The sequence below is a fragment of the Variovorax sp. WS11 genome (genome assembly GCF_010499245.1).
In the GTDB taxonomy this organism is placed as follows: domain Bacteria; phylum Pseudomonadota; class Gammaproteobacteria; order Burkholderiales; family Burkholderiaceae_C; genus Variovorax.
Genome location: NZ_JAAGOW010000001.1, coordinates 1235230 through 1254206, shown reverse-complemented (window position 1 = coordinate 1254206; position 18977 = coordinate 1235230). Strand labels below are relative to the sequence as shown.

Here is an 18977-nt window from a genome sequence, read left to right as displayed (position 1 = left end):
TCCTTGGCGTTCAGGCGAATTGGCGGACGTCGACGAAATGGCCGTGGACCGCGGCGGCCGCGGCCATGGCCGGGCTCACCAGGTGGGTGCGGCCGCCGGCGCCTTGCCGTCCTTCGAAGTTGCGGTTGCTGGTCGAGGCGCAGCGTTCGCCGGGCTCCAGCCGGTCGGCGTTCATCGCCAGGCACATCGAGCAGCCGGGCTCGCGCCACTCGAAGCCCGCGGCCTTGAAGATCTGGTCGAGGCCTTCGCGCTCGGCTTGTTCCTTCACCATGCCGGAGCCGGGCACGACCATCGCCAGCTTGACGTTCTTCGCGACCTTCTGGCCCAGCTTCTTGACCATGGCCGCGGCTTCGCGCATGTCCTCGATGCGGCTGTTGGTGCAGGAGCCGATGAAGACCTTGTCGACGAAGATGTCGTTCATCGGCTTGTTCGGCTCCAGGCCCATGTAGCTCAGGGCGCGCTCGATGGCGCCGCGCTTGTTGGCGTCCTTCTCCTTGTCGGGGTCCGGCACGCGGCCGTCCACCGGCAGCACCATCTCGGGCGAGGTACCCCAGGTGACCTGCGGCTTGATCTGCGCAGCATCCAGCTCGACCACGGTGTCGAAATGCGCGCCCGGGTCGGACTGCAGCGTCTTCCAGTATTCGACGGCTTGGTCCCACTCGACGCCGGTGGGCGCCAGCGGCCGGCCCTTGACATAGGCGATGGTCTTCTCGTCCACAGCCACCAGGCCGGCGCGGGCGCCGGCCTCGATCGCCATGTTGCACACCGTCATGCGGCCTTCGATGCTGAGGTCGCGGATGGCCGAGCCGGCGAATTCGATGGTGTAGCCGGTGCCGCCGGCGGTGCCGATCCGGCCGATGATGGCCAGCACGATGTCCTTGGCGGTGCAGCCGGGGGCGAGCGTGCCGTCGACCTTGACGAGCAGGTTCTTCGCCTTCTTGGCCAGGAGCGTCTGCGTGGCCATCACATGCTCGACCTCGCTGGTGCCGATGCCGTGCGCCAGTGCGCCGAAGGCGCCGTGCGTGGAGGTGTGCGAGTCGCCGCAGACCACCGTCATGCCCGGCAGCGTGGCGCCCGACTCGGGGCCGATCACGTGCACGATGCCCTGGCGCTTGCTCAGGAAGGGGAAGAAGGCGGCGGCGCCGAACTCCTTGATGTTGCTGTCCAGCGTGGTGATCTGCTCCTTGCTGATCGGATCCTCGATGCCGTCGTAGCCGCGCTCCCAATGCGTGGTGGGCGTGTTGTGGTCGGCGGTCGCGACCACCGAGCTGATGCGCCACAGCTTGCGGCCTGCCTCGCGCAGCCCCTCGAAGGCCTGGGGGCTGGTGACTTCGTGGACCAGGTGGCGGTCGATGTACAGGATCGAGGTGCCGTCTTCCTCGGTGTGGACGACATGTTCGTCCCAGAGCTTGTCGTAGAGCGTGCGTGCCATGGTGATGGTCTCTTTCGTGGGGAGGGAAATTGTCTGCCGATCCGGGCCTCAGGCGGCCAGCGGATCGGCCGCCGCGTCCGGCGCCTGCAGGTGCTTGACCAGCATGCGCGCCGCGACCGGCAGCGTGGAGAAGTCGCGCGCCACCAGCCGGATCTCGCGCGCGGCCCAGGCGTCGTCGAGCGCGATGCTGCAGAGGCCGCGGCCGATGCCGCCCTGCATCAGCTCGAATGCGCGCAGCGGCATCACCCCGATGCCCAGGCCGTTCTCGATCATGCGGCACATGGCGTCGAGGCCGGTCACGTGGATGCGCAGTTTGATGCTGCGGCCGGCGTCCAGCGCCGCCTGGTGCATCGCGACGTAGATCGAGCTGTTGGTGTGGAGGCCGACGTGGTCGAAGGCGAGCGAGTCCGCGAAGTCGATCGCTCGGCGCTCCGTCAGCGGATGGCCGGCTGGCGCGATCAGCACCAGTGTGTCATGGCGATAGAGCAGGCTTTGCAGGTCGTTCGCGCCCTCGGGCATGTGGCAGATGCCCAGGTCGGCCGCGCCCTCGTGCACGGCACGCACCACCTCGCTGCTCAGGTGCTCCTCGAGGTCGATCTTGATCGCGTCGTGCTCGCGCGTGAAGGCGCCCAGGTCCTCGGGCAGGAACTGCACGATGGCCGAGATGTTGGCATGCACGCGCACATGGCCGCGCACGCCCTCGGCGTACTCGCTGAGCTCGCCCTGCATCTTCTCCAGGCTGTAGAGCACCGAGCGCGCGTGGTGCAACAGGCTTTCGCCCGCCGGCGTCAGGTCGACGCCGCGCGCATGGCGATAGAGCAGGGGGGTGCCGAGCGTGGCCTCCAGGTCCGACAGCCGCTTGCTGATCGCGGAGGCGGCAATGAATTCGCGCTCCGCCGCCCGGCCGATGCTCCCGAGTTCGCAAACGGCCACGAACAACTGCAGCGACGTGAGGTCGATGCGGCGGGCGAAGCTGCGTTCGGATGAGGACATGAGGGGCTCTGACATCTCATATGGAGATGGAGGCCCCTATTGTCCCTCTGTTTTTATTGGTGAGTCATCGCGAACTGCGATGACATGATTGCCGGTGTGCGATGGTTGTAGGGGCCCTTATTGCCGCTTCTTACCCGCGTCTTCCATCTTTTCACCCGCCTTTTGCACGTCCTGGCCCGCACCCTTCCACGTGTTGCAGCCATGCAGCGGGACAGCGAGGGTGAAAGCAACGGCGATCAATGCGGCAAGCCTCTTCATAACGTACTCCTTCGTTTAAAAGTGCTACGCAGAGTGCGCCCGCCACCTGACCGCGTGTGTCAGCCAAAACGCAGAAAAGCTGCCCGAGGGCAGCTTTCCGCAGTGAGCGCCGCGAGCGATCAGCGCTTGCCGATGGGCTGCACGTCGCGCTTGGGCGAGCCTTCGAAGAGCTGGCGCGGGCGGCCGATCTTGTACTCGGGGTCGCCGATCATCTCGTTGAGCTGGGCGATCCAGCCCACCGTGCGCGCGAGCGCGAAGATGGCGGTGAACAGCGGCACCGGGATGCCGATCGCGCGCTGCACGATGCCCGAGTAGAAGTCCACGTTCGGGTAGAGCTTGCGCGAGACGAAGTACTCGTCCTCGAGGGCGATCTTCTCGAGCGCCATGGCCAGCTTGAACAGCGGGTCGTTCTCGAGGCCCAACTCGCCGAGCACTTCCTTGCAGGTTTCCTGCATCAGCTTGGCGCGCGGGTCGTAGTTCTTGTAAACGCGGTGCCCGAAGCCCATGAGCTTGACGTTCGAGCTCTTGTCCTTGACCTGCTTGATGAACTCGCCGATCTTGTCGACGCCGCCGGCCTTCTGGATGTCGTAGAGCATGTTGAGCGCCGCTTCGTTGGCGCCGCCGTGGGCCGGGCCCCAGAGGCAGGCCACGCCGGCCGCGATCGCCGCGAAGGGGTTGGTGCCCGAGGAGCCGCACAGGCGCACGGTCGAGGTCGAGGCGTTCTGCTCGTGATCGGCATGCAGGATGAAGATGCGGTCGAGCGCGCGCTCCAGCACCGGGCTGACCTTGTACTCCTCGCACGGCGTCGCGAACATCATGTGCAGGAAGTTGCCCGCATAGCTGAGGTTGTTCTTCGGGTACATGTACGGCTGGCCGATGGTGTACTTGTAGGCCATGGCCACCAGCGTCGGCATCTTCGCGATCAGGCGGATCGCGGCGATCTCGCGGTGCTTCGGATTGTTGATGTCCGTGCTGTCGTGATAGAAGGCCGACAGCGCGCCGACCAAGCCCGTCATGATCGCCATCGGATGCGCGTCGCGGCGGAAGCCGCGCAGGAAGAACTGCATCTGCTCGTTGACCATCGTGTGGTTGGTCACGAGCTTGGTGAAGCCGGCCTTCTCGCCTTCGTTCGGCAGCTCGCCGTACAGCAGCAGGTGGCAGGTCTCGAGGAAGTCGCAGTTGGTCGCGAGCTGCTCGATCGGGTAGCCGCGGTAAAGCAGCTCACCCTTGTCGCCATCGATATAGGTGATGGCCGACTCGCATGAGGCCGTCGACATGAAGCCCGGGTCGTAGGTGAACATGCCGGTCTGGGCATAGAGCTTGCGGATGTCGATCACGTCCGGGCCCATGGTGCCCTTGTAGATCGGCAACTCGACGTTCTGTCCGCCGTTGCTGAACGACAGGGTGGCTTTGGTGTCGGATGCTTTCATTGCGAGGTCTTTCAAAAAATAAATCAGGAAGAGAGGGATTGCGCGCCCTCGGTGCGCATCAGCTGCAACAGCTCAATCACTTCGGCGCCGGCCCAACCGGGCTCGGGCTCCTTCCTTCGAAGCAAGAGGTCGAGCAGATCGTTGTCCGACAGGTCCATCAATGTCTCCAGTGCCTGCGCCTGCCCGCAGGTCAGACCTTGCTCATGCAGCTCGAAGAAGCGGGCGATGAACAGGTCGTTTTCGAGCAAGCCGCGCCGGCAGCGCCACTTGAGCTTGCTCAGCGCGCGTTCGCTGATCGGCTGGGCGAGGTCGGCGGCGGATTGCATGGGGTCACCCGTTGGCTAGATGGCGCGACGCACCATCAGTTCCTTGATCTTGCCGATGGCCTTGGTCGGGTTCAGGCTCTTCGGGCACACGTCCACGCAGTTCATGATCGTGTGGCAGCGAAACAGGCGGTACGGGTCTTCCAGGTTGTCCAGGCGCTCGGCCGTCGCTTCATCGCGGCTGTCGGCGATGAAGCGGTAGGCCTGCAGCAGGCCGGCCGGGCCGACGAACTTGTCGGGGTTCCACCAGAAGCTCGGGCAGCTGGTCGAGCAGCTCGCGCACAGGATGCACTCGTACAGGCCGTTGAGCTCGTCGCGCTCCTCGGGCGACTGCAGGCGCTCCTTCTCGGGCGGCACCGTGTCGTTCTGCAGATAGGGCTTGATCGAGTTGTACTGCTTGAAGAACTGCGTCATGTCCACGATCAGGTCGCGGATCACCGGCAGGCCGGGCAGGGGCTTCAACACCACCGTGCCCTTGAGCGTGTTCATGTTGGTCAGGCAGGCCAGGCCGTTCTTGCCGTTGATGTTCATCGCGTCCGAGCCGCAGACGCCTTCGCGGCAGGAGCGGCGAAAGGACAGCGACGGGTCCTGCGCCTTGAGCTTCATCAGGGCATCGAGCAGCATGCGCTCGTGGCCGTCGAGCTCGACCTCCACCGTTTGCATGTAGGGCTTGGCGTCCTTGTCCGGGTCGTAGCGGTAGATCTGGAATGTGCGCTTCATCGTGAAAACCTTGTGGTGTGTTCTTAGAACGTGCGGACCTTGGGCGGGACCGAATCGACCGTCAGCGGCTTCAGCTTGACGGGCTTGTACGACAGGCGGTTGTCCTCGCTGTACCAGAGCGTGTGCTTCATCCAGTTCGCATCGTCGCGGCCCAGCGGCGCTACGGGATCGTCGGCCGGGCGCTCGTAGTCCTCGACCGTGTGGGCGCCGCGGCATTCCTTGCGCGCGGCGGCCGAGACCATCGTGGCCTGCGCCACCTCGATCAGGTTGTCGACCTCCAGCGCCTCGATACGCGCGGTGTTGAAGACGCGCGACTTGTCCTTGAGCGTGACGTTGGCGACGCGCGCGCGCACCGCAGCGATCTTGACCACGCCCTCGTCCATCGAGGCCTGGGTGCGGAACACGGCGGCGTGCTTCTGCATCGTCGAGCGAATCTCGCCCGCCACGTCCTGCGCGTACTCGCCGGAGGTCGAGGCCTCGAGCTGGTTCAGGCGCTCGAGCGTGCGGTCGGCAGCGTCGGCCGGCAGCGCCTTGTGCTCGCGGTTCTTGTCGTTGAACTCGACGATGTGGTTGCCGGCCGCGCGGCCGAACACCAGCAGATCGAGCAGCGAATTGGTGCCCAGGCGGTTCGCGCCGTGCACGCTCACGCAGGAGCATTCGCCAACTGCATAGAGGCCGTTGATCACGGCACTGTTGTCCTCGCCCTTCTGCACCACGACCTGGCCGTTGATGTTGGTGGGAATGCCGCCCATCTGGTAGTGGATGGTGGGCACCACCGGGATCGGCTCCTTGGTGATGTCGACGTTGGCGAAGTTGACGCCGATCTCGTACACCGAAGGCAGGCGCTTGTGGATGGTTTCTGCGCCCAGATGGTCCATCTTGAGCAGCACGTAGTCCTTGTTCGGGCCGCAGCCGCGGCCTTCCTTGATCTCCTGGTCCATCGAGCGCGAGACGAAGTCGCGCGGCGCCAGGTCCTTCAGCGTCGGCGCGTAGCGCTCCATGAAGCGCTCGCCGTTGCTGTTGATCAGGATTGCGCCCTCGCCGCGGCAGCCTTCGGTCAGCAGCACGCCGGCACCGGCCACGCCGGTCGGGTGGAACTGCCAGAACTCCATGTCCTGCAGCGGGATGCCCGAGCGCGCCGCCATGCCCAGGCCGTCGCCGGTGTTGATGAAGGCATTGGTCGAGGCGCCGAAGATGCGGCCCGCGCCGCCGGTGGCCAGCAGCACGGTCTTGGCCTGCAGGATGTGCAGGTCGCCGGTTTCCATCTCGAGCGCGGTCACGCCGACCACGTCGCCCTCGGCGTCGCGGATCAGGTCGAGCGCCATCCACTCGACGAAGAACTGCGTGCGCGCTTCCACGTTCTTCTGGTAGAGCGTGTGCAGCATCGCATGGCCGGTGCGGTCGGCCGCGGCGCAGGCACGCTGCACCGGCTTCTCGCCGTAGTTGGCCGTGTGGCCGCCGAAGGGGCGCTGGTAGATGGTGCCGTCCGGGTTGCGGTCGAAGGGCATGCCGAAGTGCTCGAGCTCGTAGACCACCTTCGGGGCCTCGCGGCACATGAACTCGATCGCGTCCTGGTCGCCGAGCCAGTCGGAGCCCTTGATCGTGTCGTAGAAGTGGAAGTGCCAGTTGTCCTCGCTCATGTTGCCGAGCGAGGCGCCCACGCCGCCCTGCGCCGCCACGGTGTGCGAGCGGGTCGGGAAGACCTTCGACAGCACGGCCACGTTGAGCCCCGCGCGCGCCAGCTGCAGCGAAGCGCGCATGCCGGAGCCGCCGGCGCCGACGATGACGACGTCGAACTTGCGCTTCGTGATTTGTTCTTTGGTATAGGACATGGCGGTCAGACTCTCCAGAGCACTTGAATGGCCCAACCCGCGCACGCCACAAGCCAGACGATCGTGAAAACCTGCAAAACGAGACGAATGCCGACCGGCTGGACGTAGTCCATCCAGATGTCGCGCATGCCGACCCACACGTGATAGAGCAGCGAGGCGATCACCACGAAGGTGAGCACCTTCATCCACTGCGAGGCGAAGATGCCGGCCCACACGTCATAGCCGATCGGCCCGCGCGTGAAGAGCAGCTGTGCCAGCAGGATGATGGTGAAGAGCGCCATCAGGGCGCCGGTAATGCGCTGGCTGAGCCAGTCGCGCAGACCGTAGTGCGCGCCGACGACGATGCGCTTGGAGCCGTAGTTCACAGACATCTCGTGCTCCTTCTCAGTACGCGCCGAACAGCTTGGCGCCCAGCACAACCGTCAGCAGGATGCTGATGGCCAGCGTGGCGATGGCCGAGCTGTGGCCGAATTCCTTGCTCACCGCGGCGTGGCTCACGTCCATCCAGAGATGGCGCAGGCCGGCGATGAAGTGGTGCAGGTAGGCCCAGATCAGCGCCAGCGCCACCAGCTTGAGAAACCAGCCCGGAACGAAACCAAGGCCGCTGTTGAAGGCGGCCTTGAAGCGGGCATAGGAGTACTCGGAGGACACGGAGGTGTCGAACATCCAGATCACGAAGGGCATCAGCAGGAACATCAGCGCGCCGCTCACGCGGTGCAGGATCGACACGAGGCCGGCCGGCGGGAGCCGGTAGGTGGTCAGATCGGTGAAGGCGTTGATGTTGCGGAACTCGCGCCGCTGTGGTCGGGGGGGTGTGGCCAGCTCTGTCATGGGGGCTTTCAGAATTATTAGAGGGGCGGCTTGTTCTTTGGCGGAAATGCAAACAACGCAAAATTCTATTGCAACGCACCATCGGGCCGCTTACGCCGAAATGTCAACGCAGTGTTGCGCTCGGATGCTATCGAGATGCGGCCTCGATCGGCCGCGATGGGCTGCGGCGCCGGCGAGCTCAGCCGAGCTCATTGCGGTAGTGGTGTGTGTCGGTGCGGTAGAGACCGCGGCGCAGCTCCATGGGGGTGTCGTGGTAGGTGTGAGCGACGCGCTCCACGCTCAGCAAGGGGGTGGCGGTCGTCACCGCCAGAAGTGCCGCCTGCGCTTCGTCCGGCAGCACGGCGCGGATCTTTTCTTCGGCGCGCACCATACGCACGCCGAACTCGGTCTCGAACATGGCGTACATCGGGCCGTGCCAGGCGTTCAGGCGCTCGGCCGTCAGGCCCTTGAAGGGCGCGCCGGGCAGCCAGAGGTCTTCCAGGATGGTGGGCGTGCCGCGGTAGGCGAGCACGCGCCGCACCTGCAGCACCGCGTCGCCGGTGCGCAGCGCGAGCAGGCGCGCGATGTCGGCGCTGGCGCGCAGCCGCTTGCAGTCGACGATCTCGCGCTCGGCCGGCCCCTCGCTGTCGACGTCGCCACTGTCGGGCACCAGCTTCAGGAAGCGGTACTGCACATGCTGCTCGGCATGGGTGGCGACGAAGGTGCCCTTGCCCTGGCGGCGCACCACCAGGTTCTCGGCCGCCAGCTCGTCGATCGCCTTGCGCACCGTGCCCTGGCTCACGCGAAAGCGTGCGGCCAGCTCGATCTCGCTCGGGATTGGCTCGCCCGGCTTCCATTCGCCGGCGTGCAGGCTCTGCAGGATCAAGGACTTGATCTGCTGGTAGAGCGGGCTGAACGAGGGCGTCGCCGGCTCGGCAAGAGCGGTGATGGTGGTGGTCATGGCAGGCCGGAACGCGCCATCGCGGCGCGTTCCGGCCGACATCTTATATAAGACACAAGACTGGCGCCATCGAAAGCGCAAATCGGCATAAAATCCGAGCCGGCCTATGCGACCGGGCGCATCGCCCGGCCCGACCTCCGCGGCCGCAACCGCGACCGCGCACCGTTTTACCTTTCCTGGAGTTTTCCCATGAGCAAAAAGCCTGTTCGCGTTGCCGTCACCGGCGCCGCCGGCCAAATCGGTTACGCCCTGCTGTTCCGTATCGCCTCCGGCGAGATGCTCGGCAAGGACCAGCCGGTCATCCTGCAACTGCTCGAGATCCCGGACGAGAAAGCGCAGAAGGCGCTCAAGGGCGTAATCATGGAGCTCGAGGACTGCGCCTTCCCGCTGCTGGCCGGCGTGATCCCCACCGGCGATCCGCTGGTCGCCTTCAAGGATGCCGACTACGCGCTGCTCGTCGGCGCCCGCCCGCGCGGCCCCGGCATGGAGCGCGCCGACCTGCTGGCCGCCAACGCCCAAATCTTCACCGCCCAGGGCCGGGCCCTCGACCAGGTCGCCAGCCGCAACGTCAAGGTGCTGGTGGTCGGCAACCCGGCCAACACCAACGCTTACATCGCGATGAAGAGCGCACCCAGCCTGCCGCGCAAGAACTTCACCGCCATGCTGCGCCTGGACCACAACCGCGCCGCCAGCCAGATTGCTGCCAAGACCGGCACCGCAGTGGGCGACATCGAGAAGCTCACCGTCTGGGGCAACCACTCGCCCACGATGTACGCCGACTACCGCTTCGCCACCGTCGGCGGCAAGAGCGTCAAGGACCTGATCAACGACCAGGTCTGGAATGCCGACACCTTCCTGCCCACTGTGGGCAAGCGCGGCGCCGCCATCATCGAGGCGCGCGGCCTTTCGTCGGCCGCCTCGGCCGCCAACGCCGCCATCGACCACATGCGCGACTGGGCCCTGGGCTCCAACGGCAAGTGGGTCACGATGGGCATCCCTTCCGACGGCCAGTACGGCATTCCGAAGGATGTGATCTTCGGCTTCCCGGTCACCACCGAGAACGGCGAATACAAGCTGGTCGAAGGTCTGGAGATCGACAAGTTCAGCCAGGAACGCATCGAGAAGACCCTGAAGGAACTGCAGGACGAACAGGCCGGCGTCGCCCACCTGCTCTGAGTTCACCCGTCAGTCACCGGCATGCTCGACTGGAACCCCGCGCTCTACCGTCGCTACGAGGACGAGCGCACGCGCCCCGCGCAGGAACACCTGGCGCGGGTTCCGCTGCCTGCGGCGACCTGCGCGGTCGACCTGGGCTGCGGGCCCGGCAATTCCACCGAGCTGCTGGTGCAGCGATTCCCCGGTGCCGAGGTGATCGGCACCGACAACTCCGAAGCGATGCTCAAGAGCGCGCGCGAGCGCCTGCCGGCGGCACGCTTCGAGTTCAGCGACATCGCGAGCTGGCAGCCCGCGTCGCCGCCGGACCTCATCTACGCCAATGCCTCGCTGCAATGGGTGCCTGATCACGAGACGCTGATCCCGCACCTGTTCGCTGCCCTCGCCCCGGGCGGGGTGCTCGCCATCCAGATGCCCGACAACCGCGAGGAGCCCACGCACCGGCTGATGCGCGAAGTCGCGGCCGAGGCGCCGTGGGCCGAGCCCATCGGCAATGCCGACCGGCTGCGCACCATGCTGCTGCCGCTGGCCGGCTATTACGACCTGCTGGCCGCCGAGGCAGCGCAGGTCGACGTCTGGCGCACCGCCTACCAGCACCCCATGGCTTCGGCCGCCGCCATCGTCGAATGGGTGCGTGGCACCGGGCTCAAGCCCTTCGTCGACCGGCTGACGCCTGAATTGCAGGCGAGCTACCTGGCCGAATACGAACGGCGCGTCGATGGCGCCTATCCCGTGCGCACGGATGGCAAGCGGCTGCTGGCCTTCCCGCGCATGTTCATCGTCGCGCAGCGCAAGCCATGAGCGCCGCCCGGCCGCCCGAAGGCGCTCGCACCGCAGCCGGAGGCGAAGGTGTTCCAATGACTGAATCCGTCCATCCGCAGGAAGTCCTGCTCGGTGCGCAGGCCGGGGCCGTGGTGCTGCCGGTCTGCGACCACTACAGCGGCGTCGAGGTGCGCATGCGCAAGAGCCTCGCGCTGCAGGCCGAGATGGCCCAGGAGTTCGGTGCCTGCGTGTTCGACGTCACCCTCGATTGCGAGGACGGCGCCCCCGTGGGCGGCGAGGCCGAGCATGCAGCCCTGGTGACAGAGCTCGCCCTGGCTGCCGCCCCCGGCATGCGCGTGGGCGTGCGGGTGCACCCGGTCGACCATCCGGCCTTCGCCGGCGACGTGGTCACCATCGCGGGGCGCGCCGGCCATCGCCTGAGCCATCTGATGGTGCCCAAGGTCGAGTCGGCCGAGGACGTGCGCGAGGCAGTCCAGGCGCTCAATGCCGCTGGTGCCGAGGCCCTGCCGCTGCATGTGCTGATCGAGTCGCCCTTCGCCGTTCACAACGCCTTCGAGATCGCCTCCAATCCGCGCGTGCAGTCGCTGAGCTTCGGCCTGATGGACTTCGTCTCGGCCCATGGCGGCGCGATCCCCGCCGAGGGCATGGGCGCCGCGGGCCAGTTCACCCATCCGCTGGTGGTGCGCGCCAAGCTGGAGATCGCCTCGGCCGCGCACGCGCACGGCAAGGTGCCCTCGCACTGCGTGGTGACCGAGTTCAACGACGTCGATGCGATGCGCGCCGCCGCGAAGAAGGCGGCCGGCGAATTTGGTTACACGCGCATGTGGAGCATCCATCCGAACCAGATCCGCCCCATCCTCGAGGCCTTCGCGCCCGACGAGCGGCAGATTCAAATGGCTACAAAAATCATAGCGTCCGCGGCCGCTGCCAATTGGGCGCCGGTCAGTTTTGATGGCACATTGCACGACCGCGCGAGCTACCGTCATTTCTGGCAGGTACTTTCGCGGGCGCACGCCACCGGCCGTGCGCTGCCGCCGGAGGCGCAAGCATGGTTTGCGGCGGCGTCATCCTGAAAACCACACACACACCTCGTCAAAGGAACAGACACCCATGAAGAAGATTGCCCTGATCGCCGCTGTCGCGCTCGCACTGCCGCTGTCGGCACTGGCCCAGGATTCCGCGGCCAAGCCGCCGCTCAAGGAGCGCGCCGCGAACACCGCCAAGAAGGCGACGCAGAAGGTGGTGCCCAAGCGCGTCATCAAGAAGATCGAGGAAGCCAAGCCGATCAGCGAAGAGTCCGACGTCGTTCTCTCGCCCGAAGACCTGGAGGTTTCCAAGCGCGTGCTCACCGGCACCATCAAGTGCGAGCTCGGCGCCAGCGTGGCGATCGAGGCCAGCCAGAAGAAGCCCGGCTTCTTCGTCCTGACGCACGGCAGCACCAAGTACTTCATGCACCCCGTCAACAGCCGCACCGGCGCGATCCGCCTGGAGGACCCCAAGGCCGAGGCCATGTGGCTGCAGCTGGGCAACAAGTCCATGCTGATGAGCCAGAAGCAGGGCCTGCGCCTGGCCGATGAATGCCAGGCGACCGAGCAAGCGGTGATGGCAGAGGACATGAAGAAGAACCCGCCCAAGAGCCTGTTCGAGGGCGCGGACGCTCCCAAGAAGTAATTCAAGGCGCAGGCGGCCCGCCTTTTGCTTGGCCGCCACGGTTCCCGATCTCGGAGAAGAGAAAAATGTTGCAAGCCTACGTTGACCATGTCGCCGAGCGCGCCGCGCTCGGCATCCCGCCGCTGCCCTTGTCGGCCAAGCAGACCAGCGAAGTCATCGAACTGATGAAGAGCGCCACCGCCAAGGACGGCGAGTTCCTGCTGAACCTGCTCGCGCACCGCGTGCCGGCCGGCGTGGACGACGCGGCCAAGGTCAAGGCGAGCTACCTGGCAGCGGTGGCACACGGCACCGAGAAGAGCCTGCTCCTCTCGCGTGCCCACGCCACCGAGCTGCTGGGCACCATGCTGGGCGGCTACAACATCAGCCCGCTGATCGACCTGCTCGACGATGCCGAGGTGGGCGGCGTCGCGGCCGAGGGTCTGAAGAAAACCCTCCTGATGTTCGATCAGTTCCACGACGTCAAGGAAAAGGCCGACACGGGCAATGCCAATGCCAAGGCCGTGCTGCAGAGCTGGGCCGATGCCGAGTGGTTCACCAGCCGGCCCGAAGTGCCGCAGAGCCTCACCATCACGGTGCTCAAGGTGAGCGGCGAGACCAACACCGACGACCTCTCGCCCGCGCCCGACGCCACCACGCGCCCCGACATCCCGATGCACGCGCTGGCGATGCTGAAGAACGCGCGTCCCGGCATCACGCCCGAAGAAGACGGCAAGCGCGGCCCGGTCAAGTTCATCGAGTCGCTGAAGGAGAAGGGCCACCTGGTCGCCTACGTGGGCGACGTGGTCGGCACCGGTTCGTCGCGCAAGAGCGCCACCAATTCGGTGCTCTGGTTCACCGGCCAGGACATCCCGTTCATCCCCAACAAGCGCTTCGGCGGCGTCTGCCTGGGCACCAAGATCGCGCCGATCTTCTACAACACGATGGAAGACGCCGGTGCGCTGCCCATCGAGCTCGACGTGAGCCAGATGGAGATGGGCGACGTGGTCGAGCTGCGCCCCTACGAGGGCAAGGCGCTGAAGGACGGCAAGGTTATCGCCGAGTTCAAGGTCAAGAGCGAGGTGCTGTTCGACGAGGTGCGCGCCGGCGGCCGCATTCCGCTGATCATCGGCCGCGGCTTGACGGCCAAGGCGCGCGAGGCCTTGGGACTGCCGGCTTCGGCGCTGTTCCGCCTGCCGGTCAGCCCGGTCGACACCAAGAAGGGCTTCTCGCTGGCCCAGAAGATGGTCGGCCGCGCCTGCGGCCTGCCGGAGGGTCATGGCGTTCGCCCCGGCACCTACTGCGAGCCCAGGATGACCTCCGTCGGCAGCCAGGACACCACCGGCCCGATGACGCGCGACGAGCTCAAGGACCTGGCCTGCCTGGGCTTCAGCGCCGACCTGGTGATGCAGTCCTTCTGCCACACGGCCGCCTACCCCAAGAAGGTGGACGTGAAGATGCACCACGAGCTGCCGGACTTCATGGCCACCCGCGGCGGCGTCTCGCTGCGCCCCGGCGACGGCGTGATCCACAGCTGGCTCAACCGCCTGCTGACGCCCGACACCGTGGGCACCGGCGGCGACAGCCACACCCGCTTCCCGATCGGCATCAGCTTCCCGGCCGGCTCCGGCCTCGTGGCCTTCGCGGCCGCGACCGGCGTGATGCCGCTGGACATGCCCGAATCCGTGCTGGTGCGCTTCAAGGGCAAGATGCAGCCCGGCGTGACGCTGCGCGACCTGGTCAACGCGATCCCGCTCTACGCCATCAAGCAGGGCCTGCTGACGGTCGAGAAGAAGGGCAAGAAAAACATCTTCTCGGGCCGCATCCTCGAGATCGAGGGCCTGCCGGACCTGAAGGTGGAACAGGCCTTCGAACTGAGCGACGCCTCGGCCGAGCGCTCGGCCGCCGGCTGCACGGTGCACCTGAACAAGGAGCCCATCGCCGAATACATCAACAGCAACATCACGCTGATGAAGTGGATGATCGCCGAGGGCTATGCCGACGCGCGCACGCTGGGCCGCCGCATCGCCGCACAGGAAGCCTGGTTGAAAGATCAGCAGCTGCTCAAGGGCGATGCCGACGCCGAGTACGCCGCCGTGATCGAGATCGACCTGGCCGACATCCACGAGCCCATCGTGGCCTGCCCCAACGACCCCGACGACGTGAAGACGCTGTCGGACGTGGCCGGCGCCCAGATCGACGAGGTCTTCATCGGTTCCTGCATGACCAACATCGGCCACTTCCGTGCCGCTTCCAAGCTGCTGGAAGGCAAGCGCGACATTCCGGTCAAGCTGTGGATCGCTCCGCCGACCAAGATGGACGCGCACCAGCTCACCGAGGAAGGCCACTACGGCGTGTTCGGCAACGCCGGCGCGCGCACCGAGATGCCGGGCTGCTCGCTGTGCATGGGCAACCAGGCGCAGGTGCGCGAGGGCGCGACCGTGATGTCGACCAGCACGCGCAACTTCCCCAACCGTCTGGGCAAGAACACCAACGTGTACCTGGGCAGCGCCGAGCTGGCCGCCATCTGCTCGCGCCTGGGCCGCATCCCGACCCGCGAGGAGTACATGACCAGCGTCGGCGTGCTCGACGCGGCCAGCGACCAGATCTACCAGTACCTCAATTTCGACAAGATCGAGGACTACACGGAAGTCGCGGCCAAGGTTGCTGCCTGATCGCTGTTCGCTCGGCGCACAAGGAAAAGCCCGCCTCAGGCGGGCTTTTTTTCGCCCATTGACATCAGCGCCGCCGCGGTCTGCGCATCCGCGGGAAAGAAGGACTCCACCGCCAGCTCCTGCAGCGTGACATCGACCGGCGTGCCGAAGATGGTGGTCGTGCTGATGAAGCTCAGCACCCCTTGCGGCGTGACGTACTGGAAGGGCACGGCCACGCCGGCCAGCTCGCTGTTGTTGGGCGGCGTGTCGTGGCTCACCTGCGGCGCGGGGTAGGCCGCGAGCTCGTCAAGCAGCGCGACGAGTGCCGCGTCGCCTGTGGCGGCGATCTGCTGCTGCAGCCGCTCCAGCAGGTGGGCGCGCCACTGCGCCAGGTTGGCGATGCGCGGCGCCACGCCCTTGGGATGAAGGCTGAGCCGAAGCACGTTGACCGGCGGCTGAAGCAGTTCCGGCGCCGCGCCGTCCATCAGCAGGGGCACGAGCGCGTTGTGCGCCACCAGGTTCCAGTGGCGATCCACCGCCAGTGCAGGGAAGGGCTCGTGCCCCTTGAGCACCAGCTCCACCGCCTGCCGGGCGGGGGCCATCGCCGGATCGTCCAGCGAGCGCTGCCGGTACATCGGCGCGTAGCCGGCCGCCACCAGCAGGGTGTTGCGCTCGCGCAGCGGCACCTCCAGCCGCTCGGCCAGGCGCAGCACCATCTCCCGGCTGGGCTCGGCGCGGCCGGTTTCGACGTAGCTCAGGTGGCGGGTCGAAACCTGGGCCTCGTGCGCCAGGTCGAGCTGGCTCAGGCGGCGGTGCTGGCGCCAGTGGCGCAGGTGGGCGCCGAAGGAGTCGGCAGCGGTGGGCGGCGGCGTGGAAGAGGTGCTCATGGCCGCCATCCTAGTGAGGCGGCGCGCGGCAGCCATGACCTCCCAAGTCATCGACCGGCGGCCGGGCGGCCGGAGCGCCGCGGCGCGGTAGCGGTCTGAAACACCTGAAGGGCGCACTCGGGGATGCGCCCTTCGAGCCTCACCTTGTCATCGAACCCTGCTATCTTTGAGGTGCTTCCACGAATACAAGGAGTTCCTCATGGCCCGAGAACCGGCGCACGCATTTGCCTCCACGCTCAAGACCTTCAAGACGGCATCGGGCAAAGCAGGCAAATACTGGTCCCTCAAGGAACTCGCGAAGCAATACCCCAACGTCGACAAGCTGCCGGTCTCGATCCGCATCGTGCTGGAGTCGGTGCTGCGCAATTGCGACGGCAAGAAGGTCACGGCCGAGCATGTCGAGCAGCTGGCCAACTGGCAGCCGAATGCCGAGCGCACCGACGAGATTCCCTTCGTCGTGACGCGCGTCGTGCTGCAGGACTTCACCGGCGTGCCGCTCTTGGCCGACCTGGCCGCGATGCGCAGCGTGGCGCAGAAGCTGGGCAAGTCGCCCAAGACCATCGAACCGCTGGTGCCGGTGGATCTGGTGGTCGACCATTCGGTGATGGTCGACCACTACGGCACGCCGAAGGCGCTCGATCTGAACATGAAGCTGGAGTTCCAGCGCAACAACGAGCGCTACCAGTTCATGAAGTGGGGCATGCAGGCCTTCGACACCTTCGGCGTGGTGCCGCCCGGCTTCGGCATCGTGCACCAGGTGAACCTCGAGTACTTCGCGCGCGGCGTCTACAAGAGCCCCTACGACCAAGGCGACCCTCCGGTCTACTACCCCGACTCGCTGGTGGGCACCGACAGCCACACGACCATGATCAACGGCATCGGCGTGGTGGGCTGGGGCGTGGGCGGCATCGAGGCCGAGGCCGCGATGCTGGGCCAGCCGGTCTACATGCTCACGCCCGACGTGGTGGGCTTCGAGCTCGGCGGCAAGCTGCGCGAGGGCGTCACCGCCACCGACCTGGTGCTCTACGTCACGAACATCCTGCGCAGCGAGAAGGTGGTGGGCAAGTTCGTCGAGTTCTTCGGGCCCGGCGCCGCTTCCATCCCCGTGCCCGACCGCGCGACCATCGGCAACATGGCGCCCGAGTACGGCGCGACCATGGGCTTCTTCCCGGTCGACGAGATGACGGTGGCGTATTTCAAGGGCACCGGCCGCACCGACAAGGAGATCGAGCGCTTCGAGGCCTACTACAAGGCGCAGGGCCTCTTCGGCATGCCGGCGCCTGGGGAACTCAACTACACGAAGGTGGTCAAGCTCGACCTCGGCACCGTGACGCCCAGCCTGGCCGGGCCGAAGCGCCCGCAGGACCGCATCGACCTCGGCCACCTGGCGACCAAGTTCTCCGAGCTCTACAGCAAGCCGCCCGAGGCCAACGGCTTCAACCAGCCGGCCGACAAGCTGCGGGTGCGCTATCCGCTGGCGCACAACGGCGAGTCGGCCGAACATGAACCGCCGACGCCGAAGGTCGGCGCGCCGCTCGACGAGGTGGAAATGTTCGCCAATCGGTCTACCAAGGCTGCCGCGCACGTGGGCGAGACCGCAGCCCACGCCAAGGACGACAGCGTGACCATCGGCAACGGCGACGTGCTGATCGCCGCCATCACCTCGTGCACGAACACCTCCAACCCCAGCGTCCTGCTGGCCGCCGGCTTGCTGGCCAAGAAGGCGGTGGAGGCGGGGCTGCGCGTCAAGCCGCACATCAAGACCTCGCTCGCACCGGGCTCGCGCATCGTGACCGAGTACCTCGAGAAGGCGGACCTTCTGAAGTACCTCGAAAAGCTCGGCTTCTACCTCGCAGGCTACGGCTGCACCACCTGCATCGGCAATGCGGGCGACCTGGCGCCCGAGATCAACGAGGCGATCACCAAGAACAACCTGGTGGGTGCGGCCGTGCTCTCGGGCAACCGCAACTTCGAGGCCCGCATCCATCCCAACCTCAAGGCCAACTTCCTGGCCTCGCCGCCGCTGGTGGTGGCCTATGCGATCGCGGGCAACGTGATGGTCGACCTCATGACCCAGCCGGTGGGCAAGGGCAAGAAGGGCAAGGACGTGTACCTGGGCGACATCTGGCCCAGCACGAAGGAGATCGACGAGAACCTGCGCTATGCGATGAACGCCAAGGCCTTCCGCAAGAACTACGAGCAGATCCAGGACAACCCGGGCAAGCTGTGGAGCAGCATCAAGGGCACCACCGGCCAGGTCTACGACTGGCCGAAATCCACCTACATCGCCGAGCCGCCCTTCTTCGAGGGCTTCAAGATGGAGCCGCACGCATCGGACGCGGGCTTCACCGGCGCGCGCGTGATGGCGCTGTTCGGCGACTCGATCACCACCGACCACATCTCGCCGGCCGGTGCGATCAAGGAGAGCTCGCCGGCCGGCATCTGGCTCAAGGCGCATGGCGTTTCCAAGGCTGACTTCAACAGCTACGGCTCGCGCCGCGGCAATCACGACGTGATGATGCGCGGCACGTTCGCCAACGTGCGCATCAAGAACCTCATGATCCCGGCCGGCCCGGATGGCTCGCGCGAGGAGGGCGGCGTGACGCTGTTCCAGCCCGGCGGCGAGAAGATGTTCATCTACGACGCGGCGATGAAGTACATCGAGCAGGGCGTGCCCACCGTGATCTTCGGCGGCGAGGAATACGGCACCGGCTCCTCGCGCGACTGGGCGGCCAAGGGCACGCAGCTCTTGGGCATCAAGGCGGTGGTGGCGCGCAGCTTCGAGCGCATCCACCGCGCCAACCTGGTCGGCATGGGCGTGCTGCCGCTGCAGTTCCGCGGCGCCGATTCATGGGAAAGCCTGGGCCTCACCGGCGAGGAGAAGATCGACGTGGTGATCGGCGGCGAGCTCAAGCCGCAGATCGACGTGAAGATCGTCGTGCACCGCGCCGACGGTACGCACCAGGAGGTGACGGTGCGCCTGCGCATCGACACGCCAATCGAGGTCGACTATTACAAGCACGGGGGCATTCTCCCGTTCGTGCTGAGGCAGTTGCTCGCGGCCTGAGTCCGCA

General features: G+C 66.4%; 17 protein-coding genes. 6 read left to right on the top strand and 11 right to left on the bottom strand.

What is annotated here, in order from left to right; translation table 11 throughout:
• Positions 1-10: 10 nt before the first annotated feature.
• The 10 genes from leuC to GXN78_RS06380 all read right to left on the bottom strand — a co-directional run bounded on the left by leuC (position 11) and on the right by GXN78_RS06380 (position 8759).
• Entirely contained in the window at positions 11-1432 is a 1422-nt protein-coding gene (gene leuC / locus GXN78_RS06425; protein WP_106555144.1) for a 3-isopropylmalate dehydratase large subunit, read from the bottom strand.
• 48 nt (positions 1433-1480) lie between these two features.
• Positions 1481-2425 carry a LysR family transcriptional regulator gene (locus GXN78_RS06420; protein WP_106555145.1) on the bottom strand — a complete coding sequence of 315 codons (945 nt, stop codon included), beginning with the start codon at positions 2423-2425 and terminating at the stop codon, positions 1481-1483.
• Positions 2426-2542: 117 nt separating this feature from the next.
• Positions 2543-2683 (bottom strand): entericidin A/B family lipoprotein, encoded by a 141-nt coding sequence (locus tag GXN78_RS06415; protein WP_106555146.1) that lies wholly within the window; start codon positions 2681-2683, stop codon positions 2543-2545.
• A 119-nt stretch (positions 2684-2802) separates the two neighbouring features.
• Positions 2803-4113 carry a citrate synthase gene (gene gltA, locus GXN78_RS06410; protein WP_106555147.1) on the bottom strand — a complete coding sequence of 437 codons (1311 nt, stop codon included), beginning with the start codon at positions 4111-4113 and terminating at the stop codon, positions 2803-2805.
• Between the two features lie 23 nt (positions 4114-4136).
• On the bottom strand, positions 4137-4439 hold the full coding sequence (locus GXN78_RS06405) for a succinate dehydrogenase assembly factor 2 (protein ID WP_106555148.1): 303 nt from the start codon (positions 4437-4439) through the stop codon (positions 4137-4139).
• A gap of 15 nt (positions 4440-4454) precedes the next feature.
• Positions 4455-5156, bottom strand: a complete 702-nt coding sequence (locus GXN78_RS06400; RefSeq protein WP_106555149.1) for a succinate dehydrogenase iron-sulfur subunit — start codon at positions 5154-5156, stop codon at positions 4455-4457.
• Positions 5157-5179: 23 nt separating this feature from the next.
• On the bottom strand, positions 5180-6988 hold the full coding sequence (gene sdhA, locus GXN78_RS06395) for a succinate dehydrogenase flavoprotein subunit (RefSeq protein WP_106555150.1): 1809 nt from the start codon (positions 6986-6988) through the stop codon (positions 5180-5182).
• Positions 6989-6993: 5 nt separating this feature from the next.
• Positions 6994-7359, bottom strand: a complete 366-nt coding sequence (sdhD, locus tag GXN78_RS06390) for a succinate dehydrogenase, hydrophobic membrane anchor protein (protein ID WP_106555151.1) — start codon at positions 7357-7359, stop codon at positions 6994-6996.
• A gap of 13 nt (positions 7360-7372) precedes the next feature.
• Entirely contained in the window at positions 7373-7819 is a 447-nt protein-coding gene (sdhC, locus tag GXN78_RS06385; protein ID WP_106555152.1) for a succinate dehydrogenase, cytochrome b556 subunit, read from the bottom strand.
• A gap of 178 nt (positions 7820-7997) precedes the next feature.
• Positions 7998-8759: a GntR family transcriptional regulator gene (locus GXN78_RS06380; RefSeq protein ID WP_106555304.1), complete on the bottom strand. Its 762-nt coding sequence runs from the start codon at positions 8757-8759 to the stop codon at positions 7998-8000.
• A gap of 189 nt (positions 8760-8948) precedes the next feature.
• Here GXN78_RS06380 and GXN78_RS06375 point away from each other — a divergent pair, with 189 nt between their 5' ends.
• From GXN78_RS06375 to GXN78_RS06355, 5 genes are all read left to right on the top strand, one after another.
• Positions 8949-9935, top strand: coding sequence for a malate dehydrogenase (locus tag GXN78_RS06375; RefSeq protein ID WP_106555153.1), 987 nt, complete (start codon positions 8949-8951; stop codon positions 9933-9935).
• Positions 9936-9956: 21 nt separating this feature from the next.
• A complete protein-coding gene (gene tam, locus GXN78_RS06370; RefSeq protein WP_106555154.1) occupies positions 9957-10733 on the top strand; it encodes a trans-aconitate 2-methyltransferase in 777 nt (258 codons plus the stop codon).
• 56 nt (positions 10734-10789) lie between these two features.
• Positions 10790-11788 (top strand): aldolase/citrate lyase family protein, encoded by a 999-nt coding sequence (locus GXN78_RS06365; protein ID WP_106555155.1) that lies wholly within the window; start codon positions 10790-10792, stop codon positions 11786-11788.
• Between the two features lie 37 nt (positions 11789-11825).
• The gene (locus GXN78_RS06360; protein WP_106555156.1) at positions 11826-12386 is read left to right on the top strand and encodes a hypothetical protein; all 561 of its coding nucleotides are present in this window, start codon (positions 11826-11828) and stop codon (positions 12384-12386) included.
• Positions 12387-12451: 65 nt separating this feature from the next.
• Positions 12452-15037, top strand: coding sequence for a bifunctional aconitate hydratase 2/2-methylisocitrate dehydratase (locus GXN78_RS06355; protein ID WP_106555157.1), 2586 nt, complete (start codon positions 12452-12454; stop codon positions 15035-15037).
• A 35-nt stretch (positions 15038-15072) separates the two neighbouring features.
• Here the strand turns inward: GXN78_RS06355 and GXN78_RS06350 are convergent, their stop codons facing one another.
• Positions 15073-15912 carry a helix-turn-helix transcriptional regulator gene (locus GXN78_RS06350; RefSeq protein WP_106555158.1) on the bottom strand — a complete coding sequence of 280 codons (840 nt, stop codon included), beginning with the start codon at positions 15910-15912 and terminating at the stop codon, positions 15073-15075.
• Between the two features lie 190 nt (positions 15913-16102).
• Here GXN78_RS06350 and GXN78_RS06345 point away from each other — a divergent pair, with 190 nt between their 5' ends.
• Complete coding sequence (locus GXN78_RS06345) at positions 16103-18970, top strand: aconitate hydratase (protein WP_106555159.1); 2868 nt, start codon at positions 16103-16105, stop codon at positions 18968-18970.
• Positions 18971-18977 lie beyond the last annotated feature (7 nt).